Raw genomic sequence first — 20,931 nt, forward strand, 5'->3', positions numbered from 1 at the left:
AATCGCTACAGGTCCTCGTTAACCTTTACCGCGCCCTCGGCGGCGGGTGGTAATAAAAACTGTTGACGATCGGCAAGGTTTGATATAGCTTTACAGATGAAAAAAGCCTTGGAGAAATATGCAAAATATGGAGACTTCCGACTACTATAATATGATCCTCGACCATGTATCCGCACGGATCACCTTAACTGACGATGAAAAGCAACGTTTCTGCGATGCGCTAACAATACGGCATTTATTGCCCAGGCAATATCTTTTGCAGCGAGGTGATATTTGCAGGCATGAAATTTTTTTGTGTAAAGGGTTGTTGCGCTCTTTTTATATAGACGATAGGGGAGATGAACATACCTTGCATTTTGCGTTAGAAGACTGGTGGATAACAGACCTGCAAAGTTTTATCCGGCAGGAGCCGGCTACACGCAATATTGTTGCCATGGAACCTGTTACCGTATTGCAGATAGACAAGCAGGCAAGAGAAGCCCTGTTGAAAGATATACCGGCGCTCGAACGTTTCTGGCGTATCCTCAATGAAAATGCCTGCGCCGCACAAGATGAGCGCATCTTGAATAATATCGCCCTTACTGGTGCGGAGCGATATATGCAGTTATTAAAAAAGTATCCTTCCATAGATCAGCGCATGCCTTTAAAGCATATCGCTTCTTACCTGGGCATTACGCCTGTATTCCTCAGCCAGATCAGGAAAGGCAACCTGAAAAAATTAAAATAGTTTAATTCCATTTATTATAATAGTTATACGTGCAACAGTAGCGCGTAAAATACTTTTGTGTTCATATAAACATGCATATGGACACAACAAAACATCCAATATTTCAACCGTTGCAATGGCCGGGGCATTGCCTGAAAAACAGGTTGGTGGTAGCGCCTATGTCGCGCGTAAGCGCTACTGCCGAAGGACTGGCCACCGCCGAGATGGCGGCCTATTATACTGCCTTTGCAAAAGGAGGCTTCAGTATGATCATCACTGAAGGGAATTATACAGATGAGGTATCGAGTAAAAGTTACGCTCATCAGCCCGGGCTCATCTCTCCTTCACATGCAGCAGCCTGGCAGCCGGTAACAGCCCAAGTAAAAGCACATGGCGCGTTGATCATCGCGCAGTTGATGCATGCAGGTGCGCTATCACAGTACCTCCCGGAAACGCTGGCGCCTTCTGCTATACAGCCGGCAGGCGTTAAAATGCTGCAATATGGTGGCAATGGCGCTTATCCTTTTCCCAAGGCCATGAACCTGGAAGATATCGAAACTGTTAAAGAAGGTTTTGTAAATGCCGCGAAAGTGGCTCTACAGGCTGGCTTTGATGGCGTGGAATTACATGCTGCCAACGGCTACCTGCTCGATCAATTTCTTACGCCGGAATTAAATGTTCGCGAAGATCATTATGGAGGCAATACCTGCAACCGTTTCCGCATCACCGCTGAAATTATTAATGCCATCAAAGCCGCCGTGCCGGCGCATTTCCTGGTAGGCATACGCCTGTCGGAAGGGAAAGTAAATGATCTCGGCTACCGCTGGAGAGACGGTGAAGCCATGGCCATAGCGGTGCTGGAAGAAGTGAGGAAAGCGGCGCCCGATTTCATCCATATCGCGGTGCAAAGCGGAGAGTGGGAGCGCGACAGCTTTTACAACAATGACAGCTCTTATGCAGCATTGGCAAAACAAATAACTGGCAAGATGATCATCGCTAACGGCGGAATGAACCAACTGGCAAGGGCAGCGCGGGTTATTGAAGAGTCGCATGCCGATCTTCTTTCTATCGGAAAGGCCGCCCTGGCCGATCCTGCCTGGCCTTCGCATATAATGAATGGCGCATCGCCCCTTGCTTTCCATCCTGATATGCTTTGGCCCGAAGCCACGATCAGGCATACAAATGAAATAATCAAATCAAAACATCTCACTATCTCATGAGAACACTTTTTTTAATGCTCCTCAGCTTATACAGCGTACATGTTTTTGCACAATCAAACAAATCCAATCACTCGTTAAAAAGTAATAAAATGAAAATCTCACAGATTAAAATCAATCCGGATCCTTATCAACCCTTCCGCCTGGCCCAGGGCTACCGCGTGGGCGATCTTTTATTCATCTCCGGACAAACAGCGATCGATGATCAGGGTCAGTTAACTGGTATCGGCGACTTCGACCAGCAGGTTGCCAAAGCTTTTGAGAACCTGGAGAAAGTATTGAAGGCAGGCGGTTCCAGTCTTAAAAATGTGGTAAAGGTAACCATACTGTTAAAGGACATGGGTAACTTCAACAAGATCGTGGCTTTGAGAGGCAAGTATTTTACGGCGCCCTATCCGGCAGATACCATACTGGAAGTATCTTCCCTTTATTCTCCCGATGCGCTGATAGAGATAGAAGCCGTGGCTGTAGCGGATGACGCGGCAGAATGGAAACAGTAAAGCGCGGGCTTGTCCGGATCACCATGCGATCTTGTCCATTTTGCATGCTATCAGGGTTGTCATAAAGAAGTACTTTTGAAAAAACGATCTGTTATGGCAAATATCTTACATCGAATAGGGATCAAGACTGCATCGATCAACGACGTATACCGCGCACTGACCACCAGGGATGGCCTTGCCGGCTGGTGGACCAGCAACACCAAAGGAGAAGGCGACCAGATAGATAACATCATTGAGTTCCGGTTTGGCGCCGGAGGATTTGATATGAAAGTGAAGAAGCTCGATGCACCACGCCTGGTAGAATGGGAAGTAACAGATGGACCCGACGAATGGGTGGGCACCGCCATCAATTTTGAATTGAAACAGGATGGCGATTATGTTATTGTGCTATTCCAGCACCAGGGCTGGAAGGAGCCGGTAGAGTTCATGTATCATTGCAGCACCAAATGGGCGATCTTCCTGATGAGCCTGAAATCATTGGTAGAAACAGGAAAAGGCAATCCTGATCCGATTGATATCAAGATCGATAACTGGAATTAAAGGCGTGATACCACACGCGCTATTAATAAAGAAAATTGAAAGGCGGATGATGCAGATCATCCGCTTTTTTTTCCGGCGTAAGTACGTATCATAGGGTGGCTAAAAACTCAGTTCACCTGCGTATTGCCAGGAAAATACCGGCTGGCCTGTTTATTTTTTTCTTCTCTCCACTTCACAAACATGATGTGTTGTACAAATTCCAGGAATTGGTAATCATCTATCAGTGTATTCAATGACATCCCTTCCGGGCGGGCAACACGTGTGCTGCGGGCCTGTTCAAGGAAAGTGAGTTTCTCCTGTAAGGCATTGGTAAGTGATCTGACCAGTTCGGGGAATGCGGTAAATGCCTCCTGCATAATGCGCTGACCCTCGGGCGTTTGTTTCAACTCCTGGATCCGCTGATGCGTTAAAGGAGGCAGGGTCACACCGTTGGGCTGAAAATTTTGGTCTTTAGTCATTTTTTTAGATAGTTCGGGTTAATAGTCAGGCCTTTATAAGGCCTCTTTATTGGATTAGAGAACAGATTTCAAAAAAGGTTACAAAATGTTGGCATTTTTTGTAACTTATTTTCAGCTTAACCATCTAATACCTGAATGAATGACTATTACTCAGCCTATTGACACGCTTACCGACAATGAAATTATCGCCAGGGTACTGGCAGGAGAGAAACGGTTGTACGAGCCACTGATGCGCCGCCACAACGCCAGCCTGTTCAGGCTTGGGATGACATTCCTGAACAACGACATGGACGTGGAAGACGCGATGCAAGTCACCTACATCAATGCCTATCAGCACCTGAGCCAATTCCGGCAGGAAGCCGCCTTTGGCACCTGGCTCAAAAGAATCCTGATCAATGAGTGCCATCAGCAACTCAAAAGACGGAAGAAAGCAGCCAGTGAAGATATTTCAGCGGCGGAGCATCGTCAGGATATTCCGAAAACTGAAGAAACGCCTGTGGACACCGTTATTAACAAGGAGTTGGGTAAAGTGCTGGAACAAGCCCTGTTGAATATTCCAGAGAAGTACCGCGCCGTTTTTGTGCTGCGGGAGATGGAACAGCTCAGCGTGGCAGATACCAGCAAGGTGCTCGATATCTCCAGGGTGAATGTGAAAGTCCGCCAGATACGGGCCAAAATGATGCTGCGGGAACATATCAGCAACTTCTACAAGAACGATGTGGTATTCCCGTTCCACCTTATCCGGTGCGACAGGATCGTCAACAATGTGCTCCGCGAACTGGGTATTCAATAATATATTTAAGAGAGAAGACCGGCCACCAGTGCCGGTCTTCCTGTTATTATTCCTTCCAGGGAGAATGGAGGATGCAATCACAGAAGTTCTTCCGCTGGAATCCCGGGATCATATAAGCGCAAACATCGGCCTTGATATTGCCGAAAGTGGTGTCTGTCTTGTGTTCAAAGCCACCAAAGAAAGTGGGGATGATCCGCTTCTTGAAATCTGTTCTTGGAAACGCATGGAGGATCTCATCGCGATGTGCTTCACTTAAATGTTCATAACCTTCTCCCATCACATCCAGGCCTACGCCGGAATACATCAGCGCTACTTCTGCTTCTTTATGTTCGGCAATGCCAATCGTGGTATGCAGGGCGATGGTATCCCAAACCAATTGCAGCGCTTCTTTTGGTAAGCCATGGCTTTTGAGGAAATCGCGCGCCGCGTTGGCGCCATCTACTTCAAAGCGGAGATCAGGGCTGCTGTAGTGCGGTACCAGGCCCAGGTCGTGGAAAACGGCGCTGACATATAGCAGCTCGGCGTCGTACTTGATCTTAAACCGTTTGCCGTTCAACGAAGAGAAAAGAAACACCCGCAGCGAGTGGTTGTAAATAAATTCAGTGCCATGTTCCAACAATAGTTCCGTAGCTTCCTGTGCTATCTTGCTCTCGGGAATGGCGATTCCCGCCACTGTTTTTAACCTGTTTACTGACATAAAATAAATTTTTATGCAGCAAAACTAAGCTGGTGGCGCTGTTGGGGGAATGTCAGAAAGTGTGGTTCATCTGCCAATATTTACGAAGATATGGCGATAGTCTGCCGGTGAAGCATGGGTAATCTTCTTGAAAAAATGACTGAATTGTTCCGGCGTTGCAAAGGCAAGATCGTAGGCGATCTGTTTGATGGGTTTCGTGGAAAATTGAAGCGAGCGTTTGGCTTCAGCGATCAGGTAGGTGTTGATGATCTCTTTTGCGCCATAGCCGCTTTTCTGTTTGCAAACATCGGAAAGCTTGCGGGTAGAAACAGCGAGCATTTTGGCGAAGTCTGATACTTCGCGGGTATCGCGGAAACGGGTACTTATCAGTTCAAGGAATTGCTGGTACAGCCGGTTATCGAAATCATTCAGCTCACAGCCGGATGCAGCAAGGATGTTGGCCAATTTGATCATAATGATTTTCAGAAAAGCGGCCATGGCATCGAGTTGGTTGGGATAGTCCGCGTTGGCATATTCCTGCAACAGCAGTTCGCAAACCGGGAGGAGGCTGGCAGCATCATTTTCAAGCAAGGGAAGCCTTTGGTGCAAGGCCGTATGATTGAAGAGTGCAGCCTTGCAGTTGGATGCGCTGGTGGGTGTCTTCTCCCAAAAACAATCGCCAAATATGATCTCAAATCCGTTCAAGCGGGTATCTGCTGTAAATGCAAATACTTGTCCTTTGGCCACCAGGAATACTTCCCGGCCATTGACGGGATGATCTTCCTGATCTATTTGTATAGTCCCTTTTGCTTCAGAGAGAATAAATATCCGGTGGTAGGCAACGCTTACCAGTGCGGTGGTTCCCATGCTGGTATTGGATAGCCTCGACACCTGGAATGAATCTTTTATCTCCCTGTCAACAATCAGCTGGCGTTGCATATGCATGCCTAAATATAAAAATAAAATAGTAGTAAATTGGCTCCCATGCTAAGGATTTACGAATTTGAGGATTTACGAATTTACGAATTTGAGGATTTACGGATTTATCAATCAATAAATCCGTAAATCCGTAAATCCTCAAATTCGTAAATTCGTAAATTCGTAAATTCGTAAATCCATAAATTCTCACATCAATTCACCACTTCATCAGCTACGATCCTGAAATCAACGGGGATGTCGCCATTGGGTAATGCGCCTACTAAAACAGTACAGCCGAGGTAGGATTCACCTCCTGAAGGAACTGTTACGATGATTGTTTCCACGTAAGGCTGGGGATAATCCGGGTTTTGCTCAGTACGTTCAACGGTCACTTTGTGGGTGTGGGTGTCCTGGTTCTCTACATAGGCGCTCAATGCATTCCAGCATTGGCCGGGTTTCTTCTGGATGAAGGCGCTGATAGCCGCTTTCTTCGCGGGTTGTTTACCAGTTGCCTGCACCTGGAATGTGCCTGAAAACACCAGGCCTGTAGCGAACAAAACAATGAACTTTCTCATGGTCATTTAATTTTTCTGTTAACAAAAATTGAGGTTGTTTACACGAAGCTAGGGGAGCAATGTGACTAAACTGTTAACTGAGCTTTTGAAGGGAATAAAATTTTTGAAATCTCGTGCACTTAGCGCCAAATTATTGACACAGCGCCTGTGACAGAACCAACTACAGTATTGCATTACGACCTTAAAGCACCGACACCTCCACCACCGATAACCTGCTATTCAGCTGCGCGAGTATGCGGCTATCTTTGAATATCTTCTTTGCCTGGTAATACAGCAGAATATCTTTCTCTACAAACAGGATTTCATTTAACTCAAGTTCCTGTTGCAGGTGCTGCTGTTCCTGGTCTGCATCTGGCTTGGTGTCCATTTGCCGGTAGGCCGCCACGGTGATCTCTTTTGAGATCTTGTCCTTGATTTTCTCCTGTTCTTCTTCCGACAGCTTCGCAATGATCTTTTTTGATTGCGCGATCAGCGGAAGGAAATCTTTGACGGCTGCGGGCTGTTCTGTTTCCAGGTCATAGGTGACATTCACTGTTTTGTTTTGTAAGATATTGATCTTGCCTTTGAGCATGCTGCCTTCCAGGTGCGGGGCGGAAATAAAATCGTCCGGCAGGGCAACGGGCTGCGCCGCCGCCACGGGGGCGGATGGCGTGAAATGGAACAGTTCCTCCAACTGTTTTTTATGGGCTTCGTTGTTGGAGACAAAATAGAGGATCTCTTCATTGTTATCTACCAGCACAAAACTCTTGTAGCTGTCGTTGATCCATACTTTGAACGGATAATCCACATCTTTACAGAACAGTTCAAAATGTTCCCTTAAAATGGGGTATACGTCAAACCCTTTGTGGCGGAGGCTATGCGCGGATTGCGCAAAGAGGTATTGCGACAGCTCCGTTAATAAAATGATAGACGATGTGGCAAAGTATAATACCGGTTTGTTCTTTTTGATAAAATACAAAGGAGGATCTTCTTTATGGAAGTCCGCTTTTTTTATGAGGAACTGCTGTTGTTCTTTTTTATAGAAAGATAGATAGATACCGTCTTTGTCTGTCCTTGTGTGAACGAATGATGGCAGGGATGCCAATACTGCAATGCTTTTCGGCGCTTCCGCAGGCTGTGCAGGGGAAAGGGACTGATCAAATATCTGCAACAGTTTCGTCAGTTTGTCTGTATATTCTTTGTACGGTATCATATCAATTACATTTTATCTTGGTCCTTCTGCCTGTTTCCATGTTGTATTTGTATTTCGCTTTCACCTTGCCTCTCAGGCTTTCTGTCTGGATGAGGTGCTTGTCGCTGATCCTTTCCCAATGATAGGTTCTGCGGGTAGAGGTAGCGTAGTAGCTGGCGGTAACTTTATTGGCCATCACGAATTTCCTGATGGCGGGCTGACAGCCAGGCCGGCAAGGATTCAGGCGGCCCCGCATCTGCAGGTGATCGCCGGGTTTTACGATATCGTTTGCATCCGAGAGGAACTTGCGTTCGGTGTGCGTAAGCAGCGCTTGTTGCTGGTTCGGCGCGCCTTGCCCGGTAAACATGCCTCCACTCGTATAGTTCTTGCTATGGATCGTATCCGTGCCCCGGATGATCTGGCCGCTTAGCCCGTGTGGCGCAAGCCCCAATATATCTACCCAGGCATTGGGATCGTGCACATAAGCATAGAAGGCCAATCCGCCGCCAAGGCCTATCGGGTCCTGGCTGATGTAGATGCCTTCCTGCGGACTGTAATACCTGAAACGGTTGTAGTACAAACCGGTTTCAATGTCCTCATATTGCCCCTGGTAGCGGAACGGCACAAAATCTTTCGGGCCTTCCAAATTACGGACATTCCCATAAATATCCAATTCACAGGCCCATACACGTTCGCCATTTTCATCGTAGGCTTCGCAGGGCGTGCCGAGATGATCGGTGATCACCGAGTAGGCGTGCCCGTTATATATCTTCGCTGCCAGTATGGAGCTGTCGCCCTCAAACACCCAGGTGGTAAGGGTTTCACGGGGTACTGGTTCGGGATGGCTTTGCTGTATCTCGCCATTTTCATCGATGGTGATATGCGGCCGGTCTTTTTCCGGGTAGCTCCATTCGTGCAAGGGGGTATCGCCATTCCAGAGGTAGCGGGTAACCTGTCCGTTGAAAGTCTTTTCTATCCTGCGTCCGATGGCATCATAGCGGAACTGCACTATCTTCTGGTCGGGACGGCGCACCTGTTTCAGCAGGCCGTTGCCATACCATTCATATTCATAAGTGACCGGAGAAGTAGAGGTGCTTACAATTTTCCGGATAAGATTTCCCTCCTCGTCATAGACGAACCTTGCGGAATCGCTTTCCTGTAAACGCCCGCCGGCGGCGTATTTGCGGTCGTTGCGGAGCTTGGTGCGATAGAGGTTGCCGGCCTTGTCGGGCAAGCGGTAATCGTAGTCGCCGTTTTCGTATTGCGCCCAGGCGAGATTGCTGAAGGCGTCGTAGCCGAACTGGCGCGTGCCGCGGTGGAGCTGATCGATCACCTGTTTGAGCTGCTGGTTGGCATCCCAGCGGTAATGGCGGCTTCGTTTGATGTTACTGCCACTGCTCACGGTATGTGTAGCCGGCGTGCCGCTTTCAGCGCTGCCGGCAGCATAGGTCCAGGCGCTTCTGATGCCGCCGGGCAGGGTACGCGCTATTTCCAGGCCGAGCAGGTTGTGTTGTATCTCTGCACGCCAGGGCTGCGCGCGGCCGGTGCCGGCGGTGATGGTGCTGAGGTCGCCTGTCAGGCTCCATTGGTGTTGGGTGTCTGCACCCAGACTGCTTTTCAGTGATATGCGTTCGCCATCGCTGTTATAAGTGCTGCTGATGGCGTAGTCGTCCTGTATTTCGTGGAGAAGGCGGCCCATGTTGTCGCGCTCCATCCGGATGCTGCCATGCTGGTTGCTGGCTTCTATCAGGAGGTCGGCGCCATTGTACGTATAGGCGTCCCAGGTACCATCGCTGTGTTCTATGCGGGTAACGAGATGGCTGGCATTGTATTCAAAGGAAGTCCATTTGCCGCCGGGGCGGTGCACTTTGAGCACATTGCCGTTGCTGTCCAGCTCAAAGTGACGGGTGATGCCATCGAAGCCGGTTTCGGAAATGATATCGCCGTTGGCGTTGCGGGTAAAGCGATAACTTTCACCATGTTCATTCACCACGCCGGTGAGCTGCTCATCGCGGTTGTAGAGGAAATGCACTTTCACGCCGTTCTCTTCGCGGTACTGCATGCTGCCCAGCGGCGTATAGCCGAAGCGTACCTGGTAATGTTTATCGGTAACAGCGGTGATATCGTCGTAAGCATCGTATTGTAAAGTGACCTGGTTGCCATCGGGCAGGCTGATTCCGATGACGCGGCCCAGCGCATCAACCCGGAAGTATTGCTGCTCGCCGGCAGGGTTACGCAGTTGGAGGCAATTGCCCCAGGCGTCGTACTGCCAGCTGGATTCGCTGCCATCGGGCAATTGCATGCTGCTGATGTTGCCGTCTTCATCATAATGAAAAAGGGTGAGATGTTCTCTCTCATCTTCTATCTTGCTCAACAGGTTTTTATCATTATACCGGAAGATGGTGATATGGCCGGCGCTATCGGTGAGCGTGTGCAACAGGCCATTGTCGTAATACGTGTAGGTGCGGCTGTTGCCGTCTGCTTCGGCACGACTGATCAATTGTCCTTTATCGTTGAAGCCGGAGACGCTCTCCGAGCCATCAGCAGCGGTGATGGTGGTGCAATTGCCCATTTCGTCATACGTATAGCCGGTAACGTTACCTTCCGCATCGATCTCCCGGTATACTTCCATCTCATCAGTATATTGGTAGAAGATGGAATTGCCCATCGGCTCTTTGATCTGCGTTACCACAAAATCGGGTGTATAATAATAGGTGGTGGTATGGCCTTGCGCGTTGGTGATGCGGTTGAAGCCTTCCCTGGGATGGTATTCCAGGAAGCCCTCCAGCAGGCCGTTGTCGCCGGTGGTATGGATACAGCGCCCTTGTTTATCGTAGTTCCAGTAGAAGCTGTTGCCGTTGCGGTCTGTTTTCTTTAACATGAGGTGATCACGGTAATGGATATACGTTGTTTTACCCAATGCGTCGGTGATGCCGCTAAGGTCGCCATCTTCATTATAAGTATAGCTTACCATCAGCCTTTGTTCGCCGCGGTGCTGGGCTGTTACGCTGAGGATGCGCCCTTCGACGTCGTTTTTGATATGCAGGTGGCGGCCGGCGCTGTCGATCACGCGCAGCAGGTGGCCTTGTGCATTGTAGTGGAAGCTGATAAGGCAGGCGGCTTCGTCATGAATGCTTACGAGGCGGTATTGCCCGTCCTGCGGATGTAATTTCCGGAAAGTATAAGTTTGCCGCACGTCGTAATCGAAGAGCGTATATTCGTTGGCGTGAGTACGGGTGAGGAGCAGTTGTTCATGCCGGTTATAGTCGCTGTTGCCGGGGAAGGGCAATGCCTCAAATACGGCGCTGCGGCCGTCTCCCAGCAATACTACGGTGGCGTCTTCAGCAATAAATTCCTGTATGCGCAGGTCGTAACACAGGTGTGTGCCGTGGCCGAGCAGACCTTTAAAGGGGCTGTCGCTGTTCCAGGAGCGTTCCCATTTCAGCGGCAGGGGACCGGCGAGTTCAAAATCGGCGCCATCGTAGATGACGATACCCTGCACGAGGTCTACCGGCTCAAAGCCTTTCTTGCAAAGGGCTTTGCTGAGTTTATTACTGCCAAGTTTATTCTTGAGGGCATGATTGAATTTGGTGAGCGCTTTCTTTCCGGCCTTGCCCAATCCTTTCATGAGGGCGCCAAATCCGTAAGACATGATCAGGTTCATGAGCACGCCGGCCCAATCCGGTACGAAAGGACCGCCCACCATCACGGGTTTGCCGAAAGACAGCGGAATAGAATAGGAGGTAGGGAGATATAAACTTGGGATGGGAATGAATTTTTTGCCGGGCTGTAAAGAGAGCGGTATCCCGATATCATTACAGGTCATGAGCATGTGGCCGGAAGGGCTCATGAGATTACCTTCCACCTTTACTTTTTTGCTGCCGAAGAAGTTCACGGAATTATGACCGATCATGGGCGCCAACAGGAAGGGGCCGCCCATCGGGATGTGAAAAAGGAACACCAGCTTGCCGCTGGTATCGCTCTTGCCGCGTGGCACATGGTTTATCCTGGTACTGGCGCCAATGAACGGAATGTAGTCCATCGGATCAACCACCAGCCCGATATACGGATGCGGCAATGGTATGGGGAAACCGAAAAGGATAACAATATGAATATCCAGTCCGATAACGGGGGTAAAGTGTTTGTTGCTGACTAACATCTGATATGGTTTGGGCGTGTTATGGCCAGGTTAAACAATACAGATTAAAAATAACCATTCTGATCGGAAAACAAGCGAAGTCAGGAGTTAGTAATCCGAACCAGGATATTTTTCATGGCTATACGAATTTTTATATTGAATGATATATATTTGCAGCCAAAATTAACCCCTCCTTTCATGCTTTGTATGAAAGGCAGCCTGTATAAAATTTATAATTAACCCATGTCTTTGTACACCACGACCTCAGTGACAATTGGCGATCATGTCTTTTCTTCTTTTCAGTCGTTAAAGATAGATCAGCGCATTCACGACCACCATCAGTTTGAACTACTCATCAGCTACGATTGGTTTAACCGCATTGGTAAGGGGCTTTTTGCCGCCGGCAAGGAGTTTCTGGGCAAAGAGGCTCATATTTCCATCACGCCGGTACTGCCGGGTACAGGCTATGATCCGCTTGTTTTTAATGGCATCGTTACCAGTGTTCATGCCGGAAAAGAATGCGATGGCACGCATGGTTTCTGCATCATCAGGGGGAGCAGTCCTACCGTGTTGCTGGAGAATGATCCGCATATCTGCACTTTTGAATCGCAGTCCCTGGCGGATATCGTATCTGCCACCGTGAAACTGGCGGAGCCCTTCTGCCGTAACAATACCATCTCTCCATCTGATAACGTCCAGCTTAAATATACCGTGCAGTATAAAGAAACGGCCTATGACTTTCTGCGTCGCCTGGCGAGAAGGCATGGGGAGTGGTTCTTTTATGACGGGCAACAGCTGGTGTTTGGCAGGTATACGCCGCGAAAGGTAGTGCTGACGCATCTCACCGACCTGCTCGACTTTGACCTGGCTTTGCATGTAAAACCGAACAATGCCACCCTTAATGGTTTCGATTACCGGCAGGATGCCGTAAGCGGCAACCATACCGGCCGGCCGGCGGAAGGCAGCATGAACAGCTATTCCCGTCATGCGGCGGATATCAGCCGGAAACTATACCGCAAGCCATCTTTGTACAAAATGGATTATCCCTTTGGCAGTAACCTGCGCCAGCAGGTCGATAAGCAATCGGAGCTGCAATACAAAGGCCGCCTGGCTACCATGGTAACGCTGAAAGGCACGAGCAAGCACAGTAGCCTGCGTATAGGCGATACCGTAGGTATCAGGGAGCAATTCCTTGGCAGCGCTGATCATGGCGAATATGTCATCACCCAGCTCACGCATACCTGCACCAGCAGCGGCGAATACCGTAATACCTTTGAAGGCATCCCGGCGGATGTGGCCATGCCCGAGGTAGCGGTAGACGCGCATCCCCTCTGCGAGCCGCAGAGCGCCCTGGTGGTGGACAATAACGACCCGCGCGGCTTAGGCCGCGTAAAAGTGGCCTTCCGCTGGCAGGAGCAGGGCAGCACGCCCTGGCTGCGCATCGTAGCGCCGCATGGCGGAGGCAACAAAGGCTTTTATTTTGTGCCGGAGATAGGGGAAGAAGTGTGGGTCGACTTTGAAGGCGGCAACCCCGAAACCCCTATTGTGATCGGCGCCACCTATAACGGTAACGCACCTGCGAATATCGGCGATGAACGTAACAACGTAAAGGCCATCCGTACCCGCAGCGGCCACACGCTCGAGTTCAATGATGCGGGCAGCGGCACGCACCTCATCATCCGCGACCCCGGCGGCAACGAGATCTTCCTCGACACCGCCGGAAAAAATATCACCATCACCGCCCCCGAAACCATGACCTTCCAGGCGCGCAACATGAACATCAGTGTAGCGCAGCATATGGAAGTGAACGTAGGGCGTAATACCATGATGAGCAGCGGGCAACAATTTATGGTAAATGCCGGACAGCAGTTACTCATGAACACGCCATTCCTCCAACAGATGGCCACTTCCTTCATGCACCTGCAATCCGCCAAAACCTTGATCAACTCCGGCAATGAGATCAAGATAGAATCGCCGAAACTCTTTGCTGCCGGCGCCAGTCAGCTCATGCTGCACAGCGATGAGAAGATCACCGCCAACAGTAAAGGCACCCTGCACCTGAAAGGACAGGAAGGCAACAAGCATAGCAACAAAGCAGAATCTTACGAAACCGTGAAGCCCGTCATCGATGCAAAATGTATCGTCAGCTTCCGCCCCGGCAGCAGCTGGCAGGGAGAAGGCTATGGTATCGACTGGATGCGCAATGGCGATACCGGCAAAGGCGGCGATATCTTATACGAAACCAGCATGGGCAAATATTATCTTGATGCTGCCTTCACACAGGTGAACCGCGACATCAACAGTGATACGCCCTACCAGAAGCCCGATGATGCGATGTACGATCGTCTCAAATCAAAATATCACGTGCATAGCATCCCCTGGAAAACAAAAATGAAAAATGGCAAAGAGGTGCCGGAAGAATATTTCGTGGCCTGGCTTAGCCTCTATCCCAAATCCGTAAAAGCCACCAAAGCGGTGCTGTCGCTGGATGTGGAGGTGAAGGAAGAACCCGAATGCCTGAAGTTTGAAGACAATGAGCATTTCACTATTACGCCGAAGGAGATCTCCTCCAAATCTGTCGGTAATCACAAGCTGCCGGATTTTGTAACGATAGAATGTATCAAAGAATTTAAAACGGACCAGACGATCAAAGTACTGGCGGTAACGAAAGGCCCGGATGGTAAGGAATCCACGGCAATAGCCGGCAAGATATGCGTGTGGGCCAACGATGCTACCAGGCGGAAAAAGAAGAATATCCTGCTGGTAGAAGTGACCACTTCTCTCAACGGTAATACCGTATCCGGCAGTGCGGCAGGGCAGGAGGACCTCTTCCGTCATTCACTTAACCAGGCTTATATTGATCCGCATGTGGAGACGACTACGCTCAACCTCTCCGCAGATGCGTATTTCAACAGCAATTATACAAGTGGTGCAAATATTGTATCTTTCGATGATAGCAAATCCACGAAGGATATGTCGGAATACCTGAACAGTGTATTGAAGAAGATACCAGGCTTTGGTACAAAGTACGATCACTATTTTAAGGCCTTCTATCTTGGCGGCAGCGGTGGTGCGATGGAGAGCGGGCAGATGAAGTTGCTGAACGGTTATTCACTGGGCGATAAGGTAGTGTTGTTTAAAAGTGCGATTGCTTCCACGCCGGCGCATGAATTTCTGCACTCCCTGAAGCTCCCGCATACCTTCACCAATGCGGAAGCGGATGCCAATGCCCTGTTCACGTATAAGTCAAAACGAACGGATAACCTGATGGATTATTCTCATTGGAATAACATCACCCGTTATACATTATGGTACTGGCAATGGAGAATTGCCAATGCCCACGCTGATAAAGTATAAACAACACACACGATGCGTAAAACATTTCTGGTATTTATTTTTTTGATTCACGGCGTAGCGGCCTGCCACGCGCAAGGCCCGCAAGCATCGCAGCCATCGCTTGTAAAAACAACAACTATGCAATCACAGGAACCTCTGATCAACGATACATTTGAAACCCTCGACCTTAAAACTTTACAGGAGAAAGGCCGTAAAACACAGGCTGCAGTGGCTCGCCCCGATGGCAAGATGGTAAGCGGGACATCATATTCTTTGGATGAAACCAATGACAAAGGCGTCCGGATTGTTATTTTTGGAGATGATGTTGCCGGATATGTACGCCGGGAAATGTTACCCGACAGTTATTTCGAGATCAGCAAAGAGTTTTATCCGGATGGAAAAATTAAGGCGAAAGGCCTTCGTTTTGTTCGCGGCGGCTTCACAAAAGGTACCTGGTATTATTTCGGGACCGATGGAAAGCTGAGCAAGTCCATCAACTATGATACCCCCTTCAGATACACGCTGGAAGACGTTTTCCGTTTCCTTACCAATGAGCGTATCCCCATAGAGAAAGGACCGGAAAAGCCAAATGAGGGAATGAAGACGTCTATATTCAGAACCTCCGATACCCTGGGGCCATTGTGGAAAATCTTATGGTTGAAAGATAGGAACAGCATGCCTAACATCGTCGAAGAGATCACCATCGACGGGGTAAGCGGTAAAGTGCTGAAACGTGTAGACCGCAAATACAACAATAGCTGATCATGCCGCATATCGTTACAGAAACGGCGCAATTGCGCTGCGACAAAGGAGCGGCGCCCGCTTCACTGAAGGTGACCAGCCAGCATTATTCCTGTTACGACGACAAGCCCATTGCCACAGAGCAGGACAAAGCGCCGGAAGCGAACATCCCTTCTTTCGGTACCTGCATGATCACCCGCTCACGTTGTACGCCCGCACCACTGGCCTGGGACAGCCCCGCAGAAAAAGAAGAGATCGACGGCATGCGGGTGCTGTTGTTATGCAGCACTTGCAAATGCGCTGTGGGCGGTACTATCAGCATAGCGGACAAAGGGCATTCGTGTGATGCGGACATCCAGTGATATTTACGGATTTCTTGATTTACGGATTTTTTGATTTTATCAGAGCGGAGATGATAACATCGTTTATCTCCGCTCTGATAAAATCAAAAAATCCGTAAATCAAGAAATCCGTAAATATTTAGTTCTATTTTTGCCGAAAATCCACGACTATGAACTCCCAGGTACAATACATCAATCCAGACGGGCTTTCTAAAAATCCCGCATTTTCGCAGGCAGTTATCACACAGGGAAATGGAAAAACTATTTATATTGGCGGGCAAAACGCTGTTACTGCGCAAGGAGAGATCATTGGTAAAGGAGAGGTAGGCGAACAAACAGAGCAGGTGATGAAAAATTTGCAGACCGCCCTGGCCGCCTGTGGCGCCACTTTCGAGAACCTGGTGAAACTTACGATTCATATTGTACAGGGGCAAGACCTGTATAAGGGATTTCAGGCTTCGCAGAAATACCTGGGCGGATTGAAGAACCCTCCCGCTATTACCGGCTTCTTTGTGGCCGCCCTGGCCCGCCCCGACTACCTGGTAGAAGTTGATGCCATTGCCTTTATTCCGGAAGTGTAGCTATTAAAACTATACGTTATGAATCCAAAAGTTGACAAGTTCATTGGCAGGTCCACACAATGGCAGGAAGAGTTTGAGCAATTGAGAACGATTGTACTGGATTGCCAGTTGACCGAAACATTGAAATGGGGCGTGCCCTGTTACACCTACCAGGAAAGCAATATCGTGCTGATGCACGGTTTCAAAGACTATTGCGCGCTCTTGTTCTTCAAAGGCGCACTGATGGCTGATCCTGAAAGCATCCTGGTGCAGCAAACGGAAAACGTGCAATCGGGCCGCCAGCTCCGCTTCACCAGCCTGGCGGAGATCAAAAAAAAGGAACGTATCATCAAAGCATATATTCATGAGTCCATTGAAGTAGAAAGGGCAGGACTGAAAGTAGATTTTAAAAAGAGCTCGGAATATCCTGTTCCAGAAGAGTTCCAGCAGCAGCTGGATGCAAAGCCCGCTTTGAAGGCCGCCTTCGAAGCGCTGACGCCGGGTCGTCAAAGGGGATACCTGTTGTTTTTTGCAGCGCCTAAACAATCCAAAACCCGTAGCGCAAGGGTGGAGAAGTATACGCCACAGATTCTCGATGGAAAAGGATTGAATGATTAAGATATTTATCATTTCGTTTTGTGAAAGCCGCTGTGATAGCGGCTTTTTTGTTTTTCGAAGGCGTTGTAAATCTATCGCCCCTATGGGGCTTGGTATTGGTAGCTTGTATTTGATACCCGGATACCGGATACCGGATACCGGATACCGGATACCCGGATACCCGGATACCCGGATACCCGGATACCCGGATACCCGGATACCCGGATACCCGGGCTGACGCCCGGGCCTACCGGGCTATCGCTCCTACGGAGCTGAATGCTGCGTAGCCTACGTTTTATCTACCGGGCTTTCGCCCCTACGGGGCGATATATTGGTAGCCGGCATCGTATCTACCAATATGCCGCCCCGTAGGGGCGGTATCAATCGCATTGATCAATACACGCTTCGATCAGCCCCGGTAGGGGCGTCAGCCCGGGTATCAAAACGGATACAACCCGGATGCAACCCATGCGTCAAAACGTGCTTCAACCTGTGCATCAAAACAGATGCACCCGTGTGTCACCTGTGCATCAAAACATTTGTACCCCGGGTATCAAAACATAATCTACACAGCAATCAGCTCCGTAACCCACCAGCCTCAAAAGAAAAATTTGCGTAGTTAAATGACTACACATATATTTGTAGTCAAATGGCTACATGATGGATAACGCACAAACCGATTTCATAACATCCCTCCGCCGCATGTGGGACAACCGGTTTAATAAGCTAACCGCCATCATGAGCAGGTATCCATCCAAAAAACAACACACTATGAAAAAGAGAAACAACATCATTTACTGGATCGCCACGCTGTGGCTGGCTTTGGGCATGACCGCCACCGGTATCTCACAGTTATTCAGGGCACAATCAGATGGAGCGCTGGCGCCTCCGGGGGTATATGGCATCGTTCATTTGGGGTATCCTGTTTATCTGCTCACCATCCTGGGCGTATGGAAAATATTGGGCGTAATTGCATTGCTGGTACCACGGTTCCCGCTGCTGAAGGAGTGGGCATATGCGGGCTTTTTCTTCCTCACGTCCGGCGCTATCGCTTCACATATTGCGGTGGGGCATCCGGCGGCTGAAATATTTCCTGCCTTGTTATTGCTGGTGCTGACGCTAGTATCCTGGTATTTCAGGCCGGCAGGGCGGAGGCTGGCTATTCCAGCACACGGCGCAGGTAATTTACCTGCCCGAGGTGATAGTTCAGGTGTAATAACAACTGCACCAGCACATAGCTGATGGTGGTATGTGGCTTGTCGAAGAATATCGGGAACTCGGCCTCCATATCTTGCGGTGTGAGAGGCCGCAGTGTGTTGCTGATCAAGGGAATCAAGGCTTCCAGACCGGCCACCAGCTCCTTTCTGGCTACCCCCTTCTGCGTAAATTCCTGATCACGATGACGGATATACGCTGTTTTGGCCAGCGTGGCGCCAATAAGGAAATTGGTACCGCCGATGATATGTAATACAAGATTACCGCTTGAATTTTTCACGGAGCCTTGCGTTTTCCACAGGTTCTCTTCCTGTTGGAACAGGTTGATCTCTGCGATCAGCTGGCGAAGGTCGCGTTCGTAGAAATCGGCGAGGGTGTTACCAAGCATATTTACAATTCAATTTCATTGATCGGATCCCAGAACAATTGTTGAAAATTCACCACCTTGCCATTCTTCACTTTCACGCCTTCCGCTTCCAGTTTCTTCTGGCGGGCGCCGTTGTCGCCGCTGAGGTGGCCGCTGCTGTTCACTACACGCTGCACAGGCACCACAGGCTTTTGTCCGCTGGTAAAGGCCATAGCACGGCCTACCATCCTGGCGCCGGATTTCAGTCCCATCGCTTTGGCCACCGCGCCATAACTGGTTACGCGCCCTTTCGGAATGCTGCGCACAATATCGAAAATGCCTTTGTAGATGGCTTCCGTATCAGTTATTTGCTGTTTCATGAATATAAGATACGAATTAATAAAGAATCTGCCAGCGATCGCCATACGGCTGGTAGATCGTATACCCCTTACCGTTATTCTTCCTCTTCCTCTTCGCCATATGCCAGTGCCACATCGATGAACTGGATGAACAGCGCGCATATTTTATCGTCTTCATCATAACCGAAATACACCGGGTAGGCGCCGTCGCCGAAGCCGGTGGCGAAAATAGGCATCTTGTAAGCAGTGCCGGGCACCGTCCAGGATATCCAGTCGCCGCCACTGCGCTGGTATTCGGGATATTGCGCATAGCTATCTGCAAACAAGGCGGCAAAGTAATGATCGTAGATATTGCCATCGGGATGCTCGCGATGGAACTGGTCTTTAAAATCGCAATAGGCATCTCTCGTTTTGATATCTGCGATAGTGGCGAGGCCCGCATCTACATTAAATCCGAAGAACTCGCCCGGCGCCATATTTTCCAGGTCTTCAATACCCACCAGGGCTTCTTCCAGTCTTACTGTACGCCTGCCGGTGAAATCCACTTTTGCGGCAGCGTAACGGGCGCAGTCGCCCTCCGCCATCGTCGCTGCAATGGTCACATTAAATGTTCCCTGTGGCGCCTTGGTAAGATAAGGCTGGTCGTCGCGGCGCATCCATGCCAGCGGATCACGCACGAGGAGCATGCCGCTGGGAAGCGATACTTCGCCAACAGAAAAACGCCGCAGCGGGATGCCGCTGATCTCCTCTTCTTCAAAATAAGTTTCGAGATTGTAAGGCGGAGTTAATTTGCTTTTGTTCCTGGCGTATTTTTCCAGCCATTGTTGATCGGGTGCCATGTATTTCCTTTTTATCGTCGGGTTACAAGGCCAAAGATATAAAACTATGCTCTTCCCCAGGCGATAAACCCTGCAACAAAAAAGCAGACGATATTGAATCCGATCACCTGCGCTTCTCCACGTACGATGTGAAAGATGCTGGCGGCCACCATCAGCAGCATTACGCCGATAGCTGCGTAGCACGTGAGTTGAGGCCTGATGCCCAGCAGTCCGGGTAGTATTAGTCCCAGTGCGCCGAGCAGGTCTACAAAACCGGTAAATTTCAGGAAGGCCACAGGCGCCTGTCCCATCCAGGGGTATTTGGCGGCGAGCGCTTTAAGTGGTTGAAAGAATTTCATCCAGGCAGCCCAGCCCAGAACGCCCGCCAGCAAAGCTTGCGCGATCCATAGGAAAATGTGCTTTATCATTTCTTTTTTGTTAAGGCGCCAAAATTAGCTAGGTTTGTTGGGCTCACGCGCGGCGCTTTCCTCCCGGATAGCACTTTCCGCTGAGATAGTAACGTTTACGCACCCACGCTCAAACCTGTCAATTTATGCTGAATGGACAAAGTTGCCCGGCAACGATGCGTTCCATCAAAGACGCGCTGGAAGCACTCGAAGGGAGATGGAAATTATTGATACTGTTCTCGCTTTCGTCCGGGCCGAAACGCTTCCGGCAACTTTCAAAAGAGGTAGAAGGTATTTCCGACAAGATATTATCCAAAGAACTAAAAAGCCTGGAAACCAATAAGCTGATCCACCGCGAAGTGCAAAACGCTTTTCCAACATCGGTGGAATATTCCATCAGCGCCCACGGCCGCTCGCTGGAAAAGTTGATCGCTGAACTACACTACTGGGGCCTGGCGCACCGGCAGGCGATCATCGGAAAATAGCATAAACTGCTTAATGAATTCTTAACATAGCACC

22 protein-coding genes are annotated in these 20,931 nt (G+C 49.5%); 12 read left to right on the forward strand and 10 right to left on the reverse strand.

Annotated features, from left to right (window positions below; translation table 11 throughout):
- Positions 1-118: 118 nt before the first annotated feature.
- The 4 genes from FPG75_RS05870 (at position 119) to FPG75_RS05885 (ending at position 2,963) form a co-directional block, all read left to right on the forward strand.
- Entirely contained in the window at positions 119-727 is a 609-nt protein-coding gene (locus FPG75_RS05870) for a Crp/Fnr family transcriptional regulator (protein ID WP_201747891.1), read from the forward strand.
- A gap of 77 nt (positions 728-804) precedes the next feature.
- Positions 805-1,926 carry an oxidoreductase gene (locus FPG75_RS05875; protein WP_143305830.1) on the forward strand — a complete coding sequence of 374 codons (1,122 nt, stop codon included), beginning with the start codon at positions 805-807 and terminating at the stop codon, positions 1,924-1,926.
- A gap of 89 nt (positions 1,927-2,015) precedes the next feature.
- Positions 2,016-2,423 (forward strand): RidA family protein, encoded by a 408-nt coding sequence (locus FPG75_RS05880; protein ID WP_143305831.1) that lies wholly within the window; start codon positions 2,016-2,018, stop codon positions 2,421-2,423.
- A gap of 93 nt (positions 2,424-2,516) precedes the next feature.
- A complete protein-coding gene (locus FPG75_RS05885; RefSeq protein WP_143305833.1) occupies positions 2,517-2,963 on the forward strand; it encodes an SRPBCC family protein in 447 nt (148 codons plus the stop codon).
- Between the two features lie 107 nt (positions 2,964-3,070).
- Here FPG75_RS05885 and FPG75_RS05890 read toward each other — a convergent pair whose 3' ends face one another.
- Complete coding sequence (locus FPG75_RS05890) at positions 3,071-3,421, reverse strand: hypothetical protein (RefSeq protein WP_143305835.1); 351 nt, start codon at positions 3,419-3,421, stop codon at positions 3,071-3,073.
- Between the two features lie 139 nt (positions 3,422-3,560).
- On the opposite strand from FPG75_RS05890, the gene FPG75_RS05895 reads away from it, so the two are divergent.
- Complete coding sequence (locus FPG75_RS05895; protein ID WP_143305837.1) at positions 3,561-4,214, forward strand: sigma-70 family RNA polymerase sigma factor; 654 nt, start codon at positions 3,561-3,563, stop codon at positions 4,212-4,214.
- Between the two features lie 46 nt (positions 4,215-4,260).
- On the opposite strand, the gene FPG75_RS05900 is transcribed toward FPG75_RS05895, so the two are convergent.
- The 5 genes from FPG75_RS05900 to FPG75_RS05920 form a co-directional block, all read right to left on the reverse strand.
- Positions 4,261-4,911, reverse strand: a complete 651-nt coding sequence (locus FPG75_RS05900; protein WP_143305839.1) for an HD domain-containing protein — start codon at positions 4,909-4,911, stop codon at positions 4,261-4,263.
- A 66-nt stretch (positions 4,912-4,977) separates the two neighbouring features.
- A complete protein-coding gene (locus FPG75_RS05905) occupies positions 4,978-5,829 on the reverse strand; it encodes an AraC family transcriptional regulator (protein WP_161596681.1) in 852 nt (283 codons plus the stop codon).
- A gap of 191 nt (positions 5,830-6,020) precedes the next feature.
- Entirely contained in the window at positions 6,021-6,383 is a 363-nt protein-coding gene (locus FPG75_RS05910) for a hypothetical protein (protein WP_143305843.1), read from the reverse strand.
- 181 nt (positions 6,384-6,564) lie between these two features.
- Complete coding sequence (locus FPG75_RS05915) at positions 6,565-7,575, reverse strand: hypothetical protein (protein ID WP_143305844.1); 1,011 nt, start codon at positions 7,573-7,575, stop codon at positions 6,565-6,567.
- Between the two features lies 1 nt (position 7,576).
- On the reverse strand, positions 7,577-11,713 hold the full coding sequence (locus tag FPG75_RS05920; RefSeq protein WP_143305845.1) for an RHS repeat-associated core domain-containing protein: 4,137 nt from the start codon (positions 11,711-11,713) through the stop codon (positions 7,577-7,579).
- A gap of 222 nt (positions 11,714-11,935) precedes the next feature.
- Between FPG75_RS05920 and FPG75_RS05925 the strand changes: the two genes are divergently transcribed.
- The 6 genes from FPG75_RS05925 (at position 11,936) to FPG75_RS05950 (ending at position 18,509) form a co-directional block, all read left to right on the forward strand.
- Positions 11,936-15,049: a phage baseplate assembly protein V gene (locus FPG75_RS05925; protein ID WP_143305846.1), complete on the forward strand. Its 3,114-nt coding sequence runs from the start codon at positions 11,936-11,938 to the stop codon at positions 15,047-15,049.
- A gap of 12 nt (positions 15,050-15,061) precedes the next feature.
- On the forward strand, positions 15,062-15,790 hold the full coding sequence (locus tag FPG75_RS05930) for a toxin-antitoxin system YwqK family antitoxin (protein ID WP_143305847.1): 729 nt from the start codon (positions 15,062-15,064) through the stop codon (positions 15,788-15,790).
- Between the two features lie 2 nt (positions 15,791-15,792).
- Complete coding sequence (locus tag FPG75_RS05935; protein ID WP_143305848.1) at positions 15,793-16,131, forward strand: DUF4280 domain-containing protein; 339 nt, start codon at positions 15,793-15,795, stop codon at positions 16,129-16,131.
- A 149-nt stretch (positions 16,132-16,280) separates the two neighbouring features.
- Positions 16,281-16,691 carry a RidA family protein gene (locus tag FPG75_RS05940; protein ID WP_143305849.1) on the forward strand — a complete coding sequence of 137 codons (411 nt, stop codon included), beginning with the start codon at positions 16,281-16,283 and terminating at the stop codon, positions 16,689-16,691.
- 18 nt (positions 16,692-16,709) lie between these two features.
- Positions 16,710-17,288: a YdeI/OmpD-associated family protein gene (locus FPG75_RS05945; RefSeq protein ID WP_143305850.1), complete on the forward strand. Its 579-nt coding sequence runs from the start codon at positions 16,710-16,712 to the stop codon at positions 17,286-17,288.
- Between the two features lie 750 nt (positions 17,289-18,038).
- Positions 18,039-18,509, forward strand: a complete 471-nt coding sequence (locus tag FPG75_RS05950; protein WP_143305851.1) for a DoxX family protein — start codon at positions 18,039-18,041, stop codon at positions 18,507-18,509.
- On the opposite strand, the gene FPG75_RS05955 is transcribed toward FPG75_RS05950, so the two are convergent.
- From FPG75_RS05955 to FPG75_RS05970, 4 genes are all read right to left on the reverse strand, one after another.
- Positions 18,427-18,870, reverse strand: coding sequence for a DinB family protein (locus tag FPG75_RS05955; RefSeq protein ID WP_143305852.1), 444 nt, complete (start codon positions 18,868-18,870; stop codon positions 18,427-18,429). The genes FPG75_RS05950 and FPG75_RS05955 overlap by 83 nt on opposite strands.
- A 2-nt stretch (positions 18,871-18,872) precedes the next feature.
- Positions 18,873-19,208 (reverse strand): MGMT family protein, encoded by a 336-nt coding sequence (locus FPG75_RS05960; protein WP_143305853.1) that lies wholly within the window; start codon positions 19,206-19,208, stop codon positions 18,873-18,875.
- A 74-nt stretch (positions 19,209-19,282) separates the two neighbouring features.
- Positions 19,283-20,026: a DUF4241 domain-containing protein gene (locus FPG75_RS05965; protein ID WP_143305854.1), complete on the reverse strand. Its 744-nt coding sequence runs from the start codon at positions 20,024-20,026 to the stop codon at positions 19,283-19,285.
- Positions 20,027-20,070: 44 nt separating this feature from the next.
- The gene (locus FPG75_RS05970) at positions 20,071-20,433 is read right to left on the reverse strand and encodes a DoxX family protein (protein WP_143305855.1); all 363 of its coding nucleotides are present in this window, start codon (positions 20,431-20,433) and stop codon (positions 20,071-20,073) included.
- Positions 20,434-20,558: 125 nt separating this feature from the next.
- Here FPG75_RS05970 and FPG75_RS05975 point away from each other — a divergent pair, with 125 nt between their 5' ends.
- A complete protein-coding gene (locus FPG75_RS05975; RefSeq protein WP_143305856.1) occupies positions 20,559-20,897 on the forward strand; it encodes a winged helix-turn-helix transcriptional regulator in 339 nt (112 codons plus the stop codon).
- Positions 20,898-20,931: the final 34 nt, after the last annotated feature.

The sequence above is a fragment of the Chitinophaga vietnamensis genome (genome assembly GCF_902167635.1).
Taxonomy (GTDB): domain Bacteria; phylum Bacteroidota; class Bacteroidia; order Chitinophagales; family Chitinophagaceae; genus Chitinophaga; species Chitinophaga vietnamensis.

Excerpts from the sequence above, each read along its gene's own strand:
- FPG75_RS05900 (WP_143305839.1), bottom strand. The coding sequence starts at position 4,911 with ATGTCAGTAAACAGGTTAAAAACAGTGGCGGGAATCGCCATTCCCGAG.
- FPG75_RS05910 (WP_143305843.1), bottom strand. The coding sequence starts at position 6,383 with ATGAGAAAGTTCATTGTTTTGTTCGCTACAGGCCTGGTGTTTTCAGGC.
- FPG75_RS05935 (WP_143305848.1), top strand. The coding sequence starts at position 15,793 with ATGCCGCATATCGTTACAGAAACGGCGCAATTGCGCTGCGACAAAGGA.
- FPG75_RS05950 (WP_143305851.1), top strand. The coding sequence starts at position 18,039 with ATGAAAAAGAGAAACAACATCATTTACTGGATCGCCACGCTGTGGCTG.
- FPG75_RS05965 (WP_143305854.1), bottom strand. The coding sequence starts at position 20,026 with ATGGCACCCGATCAACAATGGCTGGAAAAATACGCCAGGAACAAAAGC.
- FPG75_RS05895 (WP_143305837.1), top strand. The coding sequence starts at position 3,561 with ATGACTATTACTCAGCCTATTGACACGCTTACCGACAATGAAATTATC.
- FPG75_RS05885 (WP_143305833.1), top strand. The coding sequence starts at position 2,517 with ATGGCAAATATCTTACATCGAATAGGGATCAAGACTGCATCGATCAAC.
- FPG75_RS05970 (WP_143305855.1), bottom strand. The coding sequence starts at position 20,433 with ATGATAAAGCACATTTTCCTATGGATCGCGCAAGCTTTGCTGGCGGGC.
- FPG75_RS05925 (WP_143305846.1), top strand. The coding sequence starts at position 11,936 with ATGTCTTTGTACACCACGACCTCAGTGACAATTGGCGATCATGTCTTT.
- FPG75_RS05905 (WP_161596681.1), bottom strand. The coding sequence starts at position 5,829 with ATGCAACGCCAGCTGATTGTTGACAGGGAGATAAAAGATTCATTCCAG.
- FPG75_RS05955 (WP_143305852.1), bottom strand. The coding sequence starts at position 18,870 with ATGCTTGGTAACACCCTCGCCGATTTCTACGAACGCGACCTTCGCCAG.
- FPG75_RS05890 (WP_143305835.1), bottom strand. The coding sequence starts at position 3,421 with ATGACTAAAGACCAAAATTTTCAGCCCAACGGTGTGACCCTGCCTCCT.
- FPG75_RS05870 (WP_201747891.1), top strand. The coding sequence starts at position 119 with ATGCAAAATATGGAGACTTCCGACTACTATAATATGATCCTCGACCAT.
- FPG75_RS05960 (WP_143305853.1), bottom strand. The coding sequence starts at position 19,208 with ATGAAACAGCAAATAACTGATACGGAAGCCATCTACAAAGGCATTTTC.
- FPG75_RS05915 (WP_143305844.1), bottom strand. The coding sequence starts at position 7,575 with ATGATACCGTACAAAGAATATACAGACAAACTGACGAAACTGTTGCAG.
- FPG75_RS05945 (WP_143305850.1), top strand. The coding sequence starts at position 16,710 with ATGAATCCAAAAGTTGACAAGTTCATTGGCAGGTCCACACAATGGCAG.
- FPG75_RS05940 (WP_143305849.1), top strand. The coding sequence starts at position 16,281 with ATGAACTCCCAGGTACAATACATCAATCCAGACGGGCTTTCTAAAAAT.
- FPG75_RS05975 (WP_143305856.1), top strand. The coding sequence starts at position 20,559 with ATGCTGAATGGACAAAGTTGCCCGGCAACGATGCGTTCCATCAAAGAC.
- FPG75_RS05875 (WP_143305830.1), top strand. The coding sequence starts at position 805 with ATGGACACAACAAAACATCCAATATTTCAACCGTTGCAATGGCCGGGG.
- FPG75_RS05930 (WP_143305847.1), top strand. The coding sequence starts at position 15,062 with ATGCGTAAAACATTTCTGGTATTTATTTTTTTGATTCACGGCGTAGCG.
- FPG75_RS05880 (WP_143305831.1), top strand. The coding sequence starts at position 2,016 with ATGAAAATCTCACAGATTAAAATCAATCCGGATCCTTATCAACCCTTC.
- FPG75_RS05920 (WP_143305845.1), bottom strand. The coding sequence starts at position 11,713 with ATGTTAGTCAGCAACAAACACTTTACCCCCGTTATCGGACTGGATATT.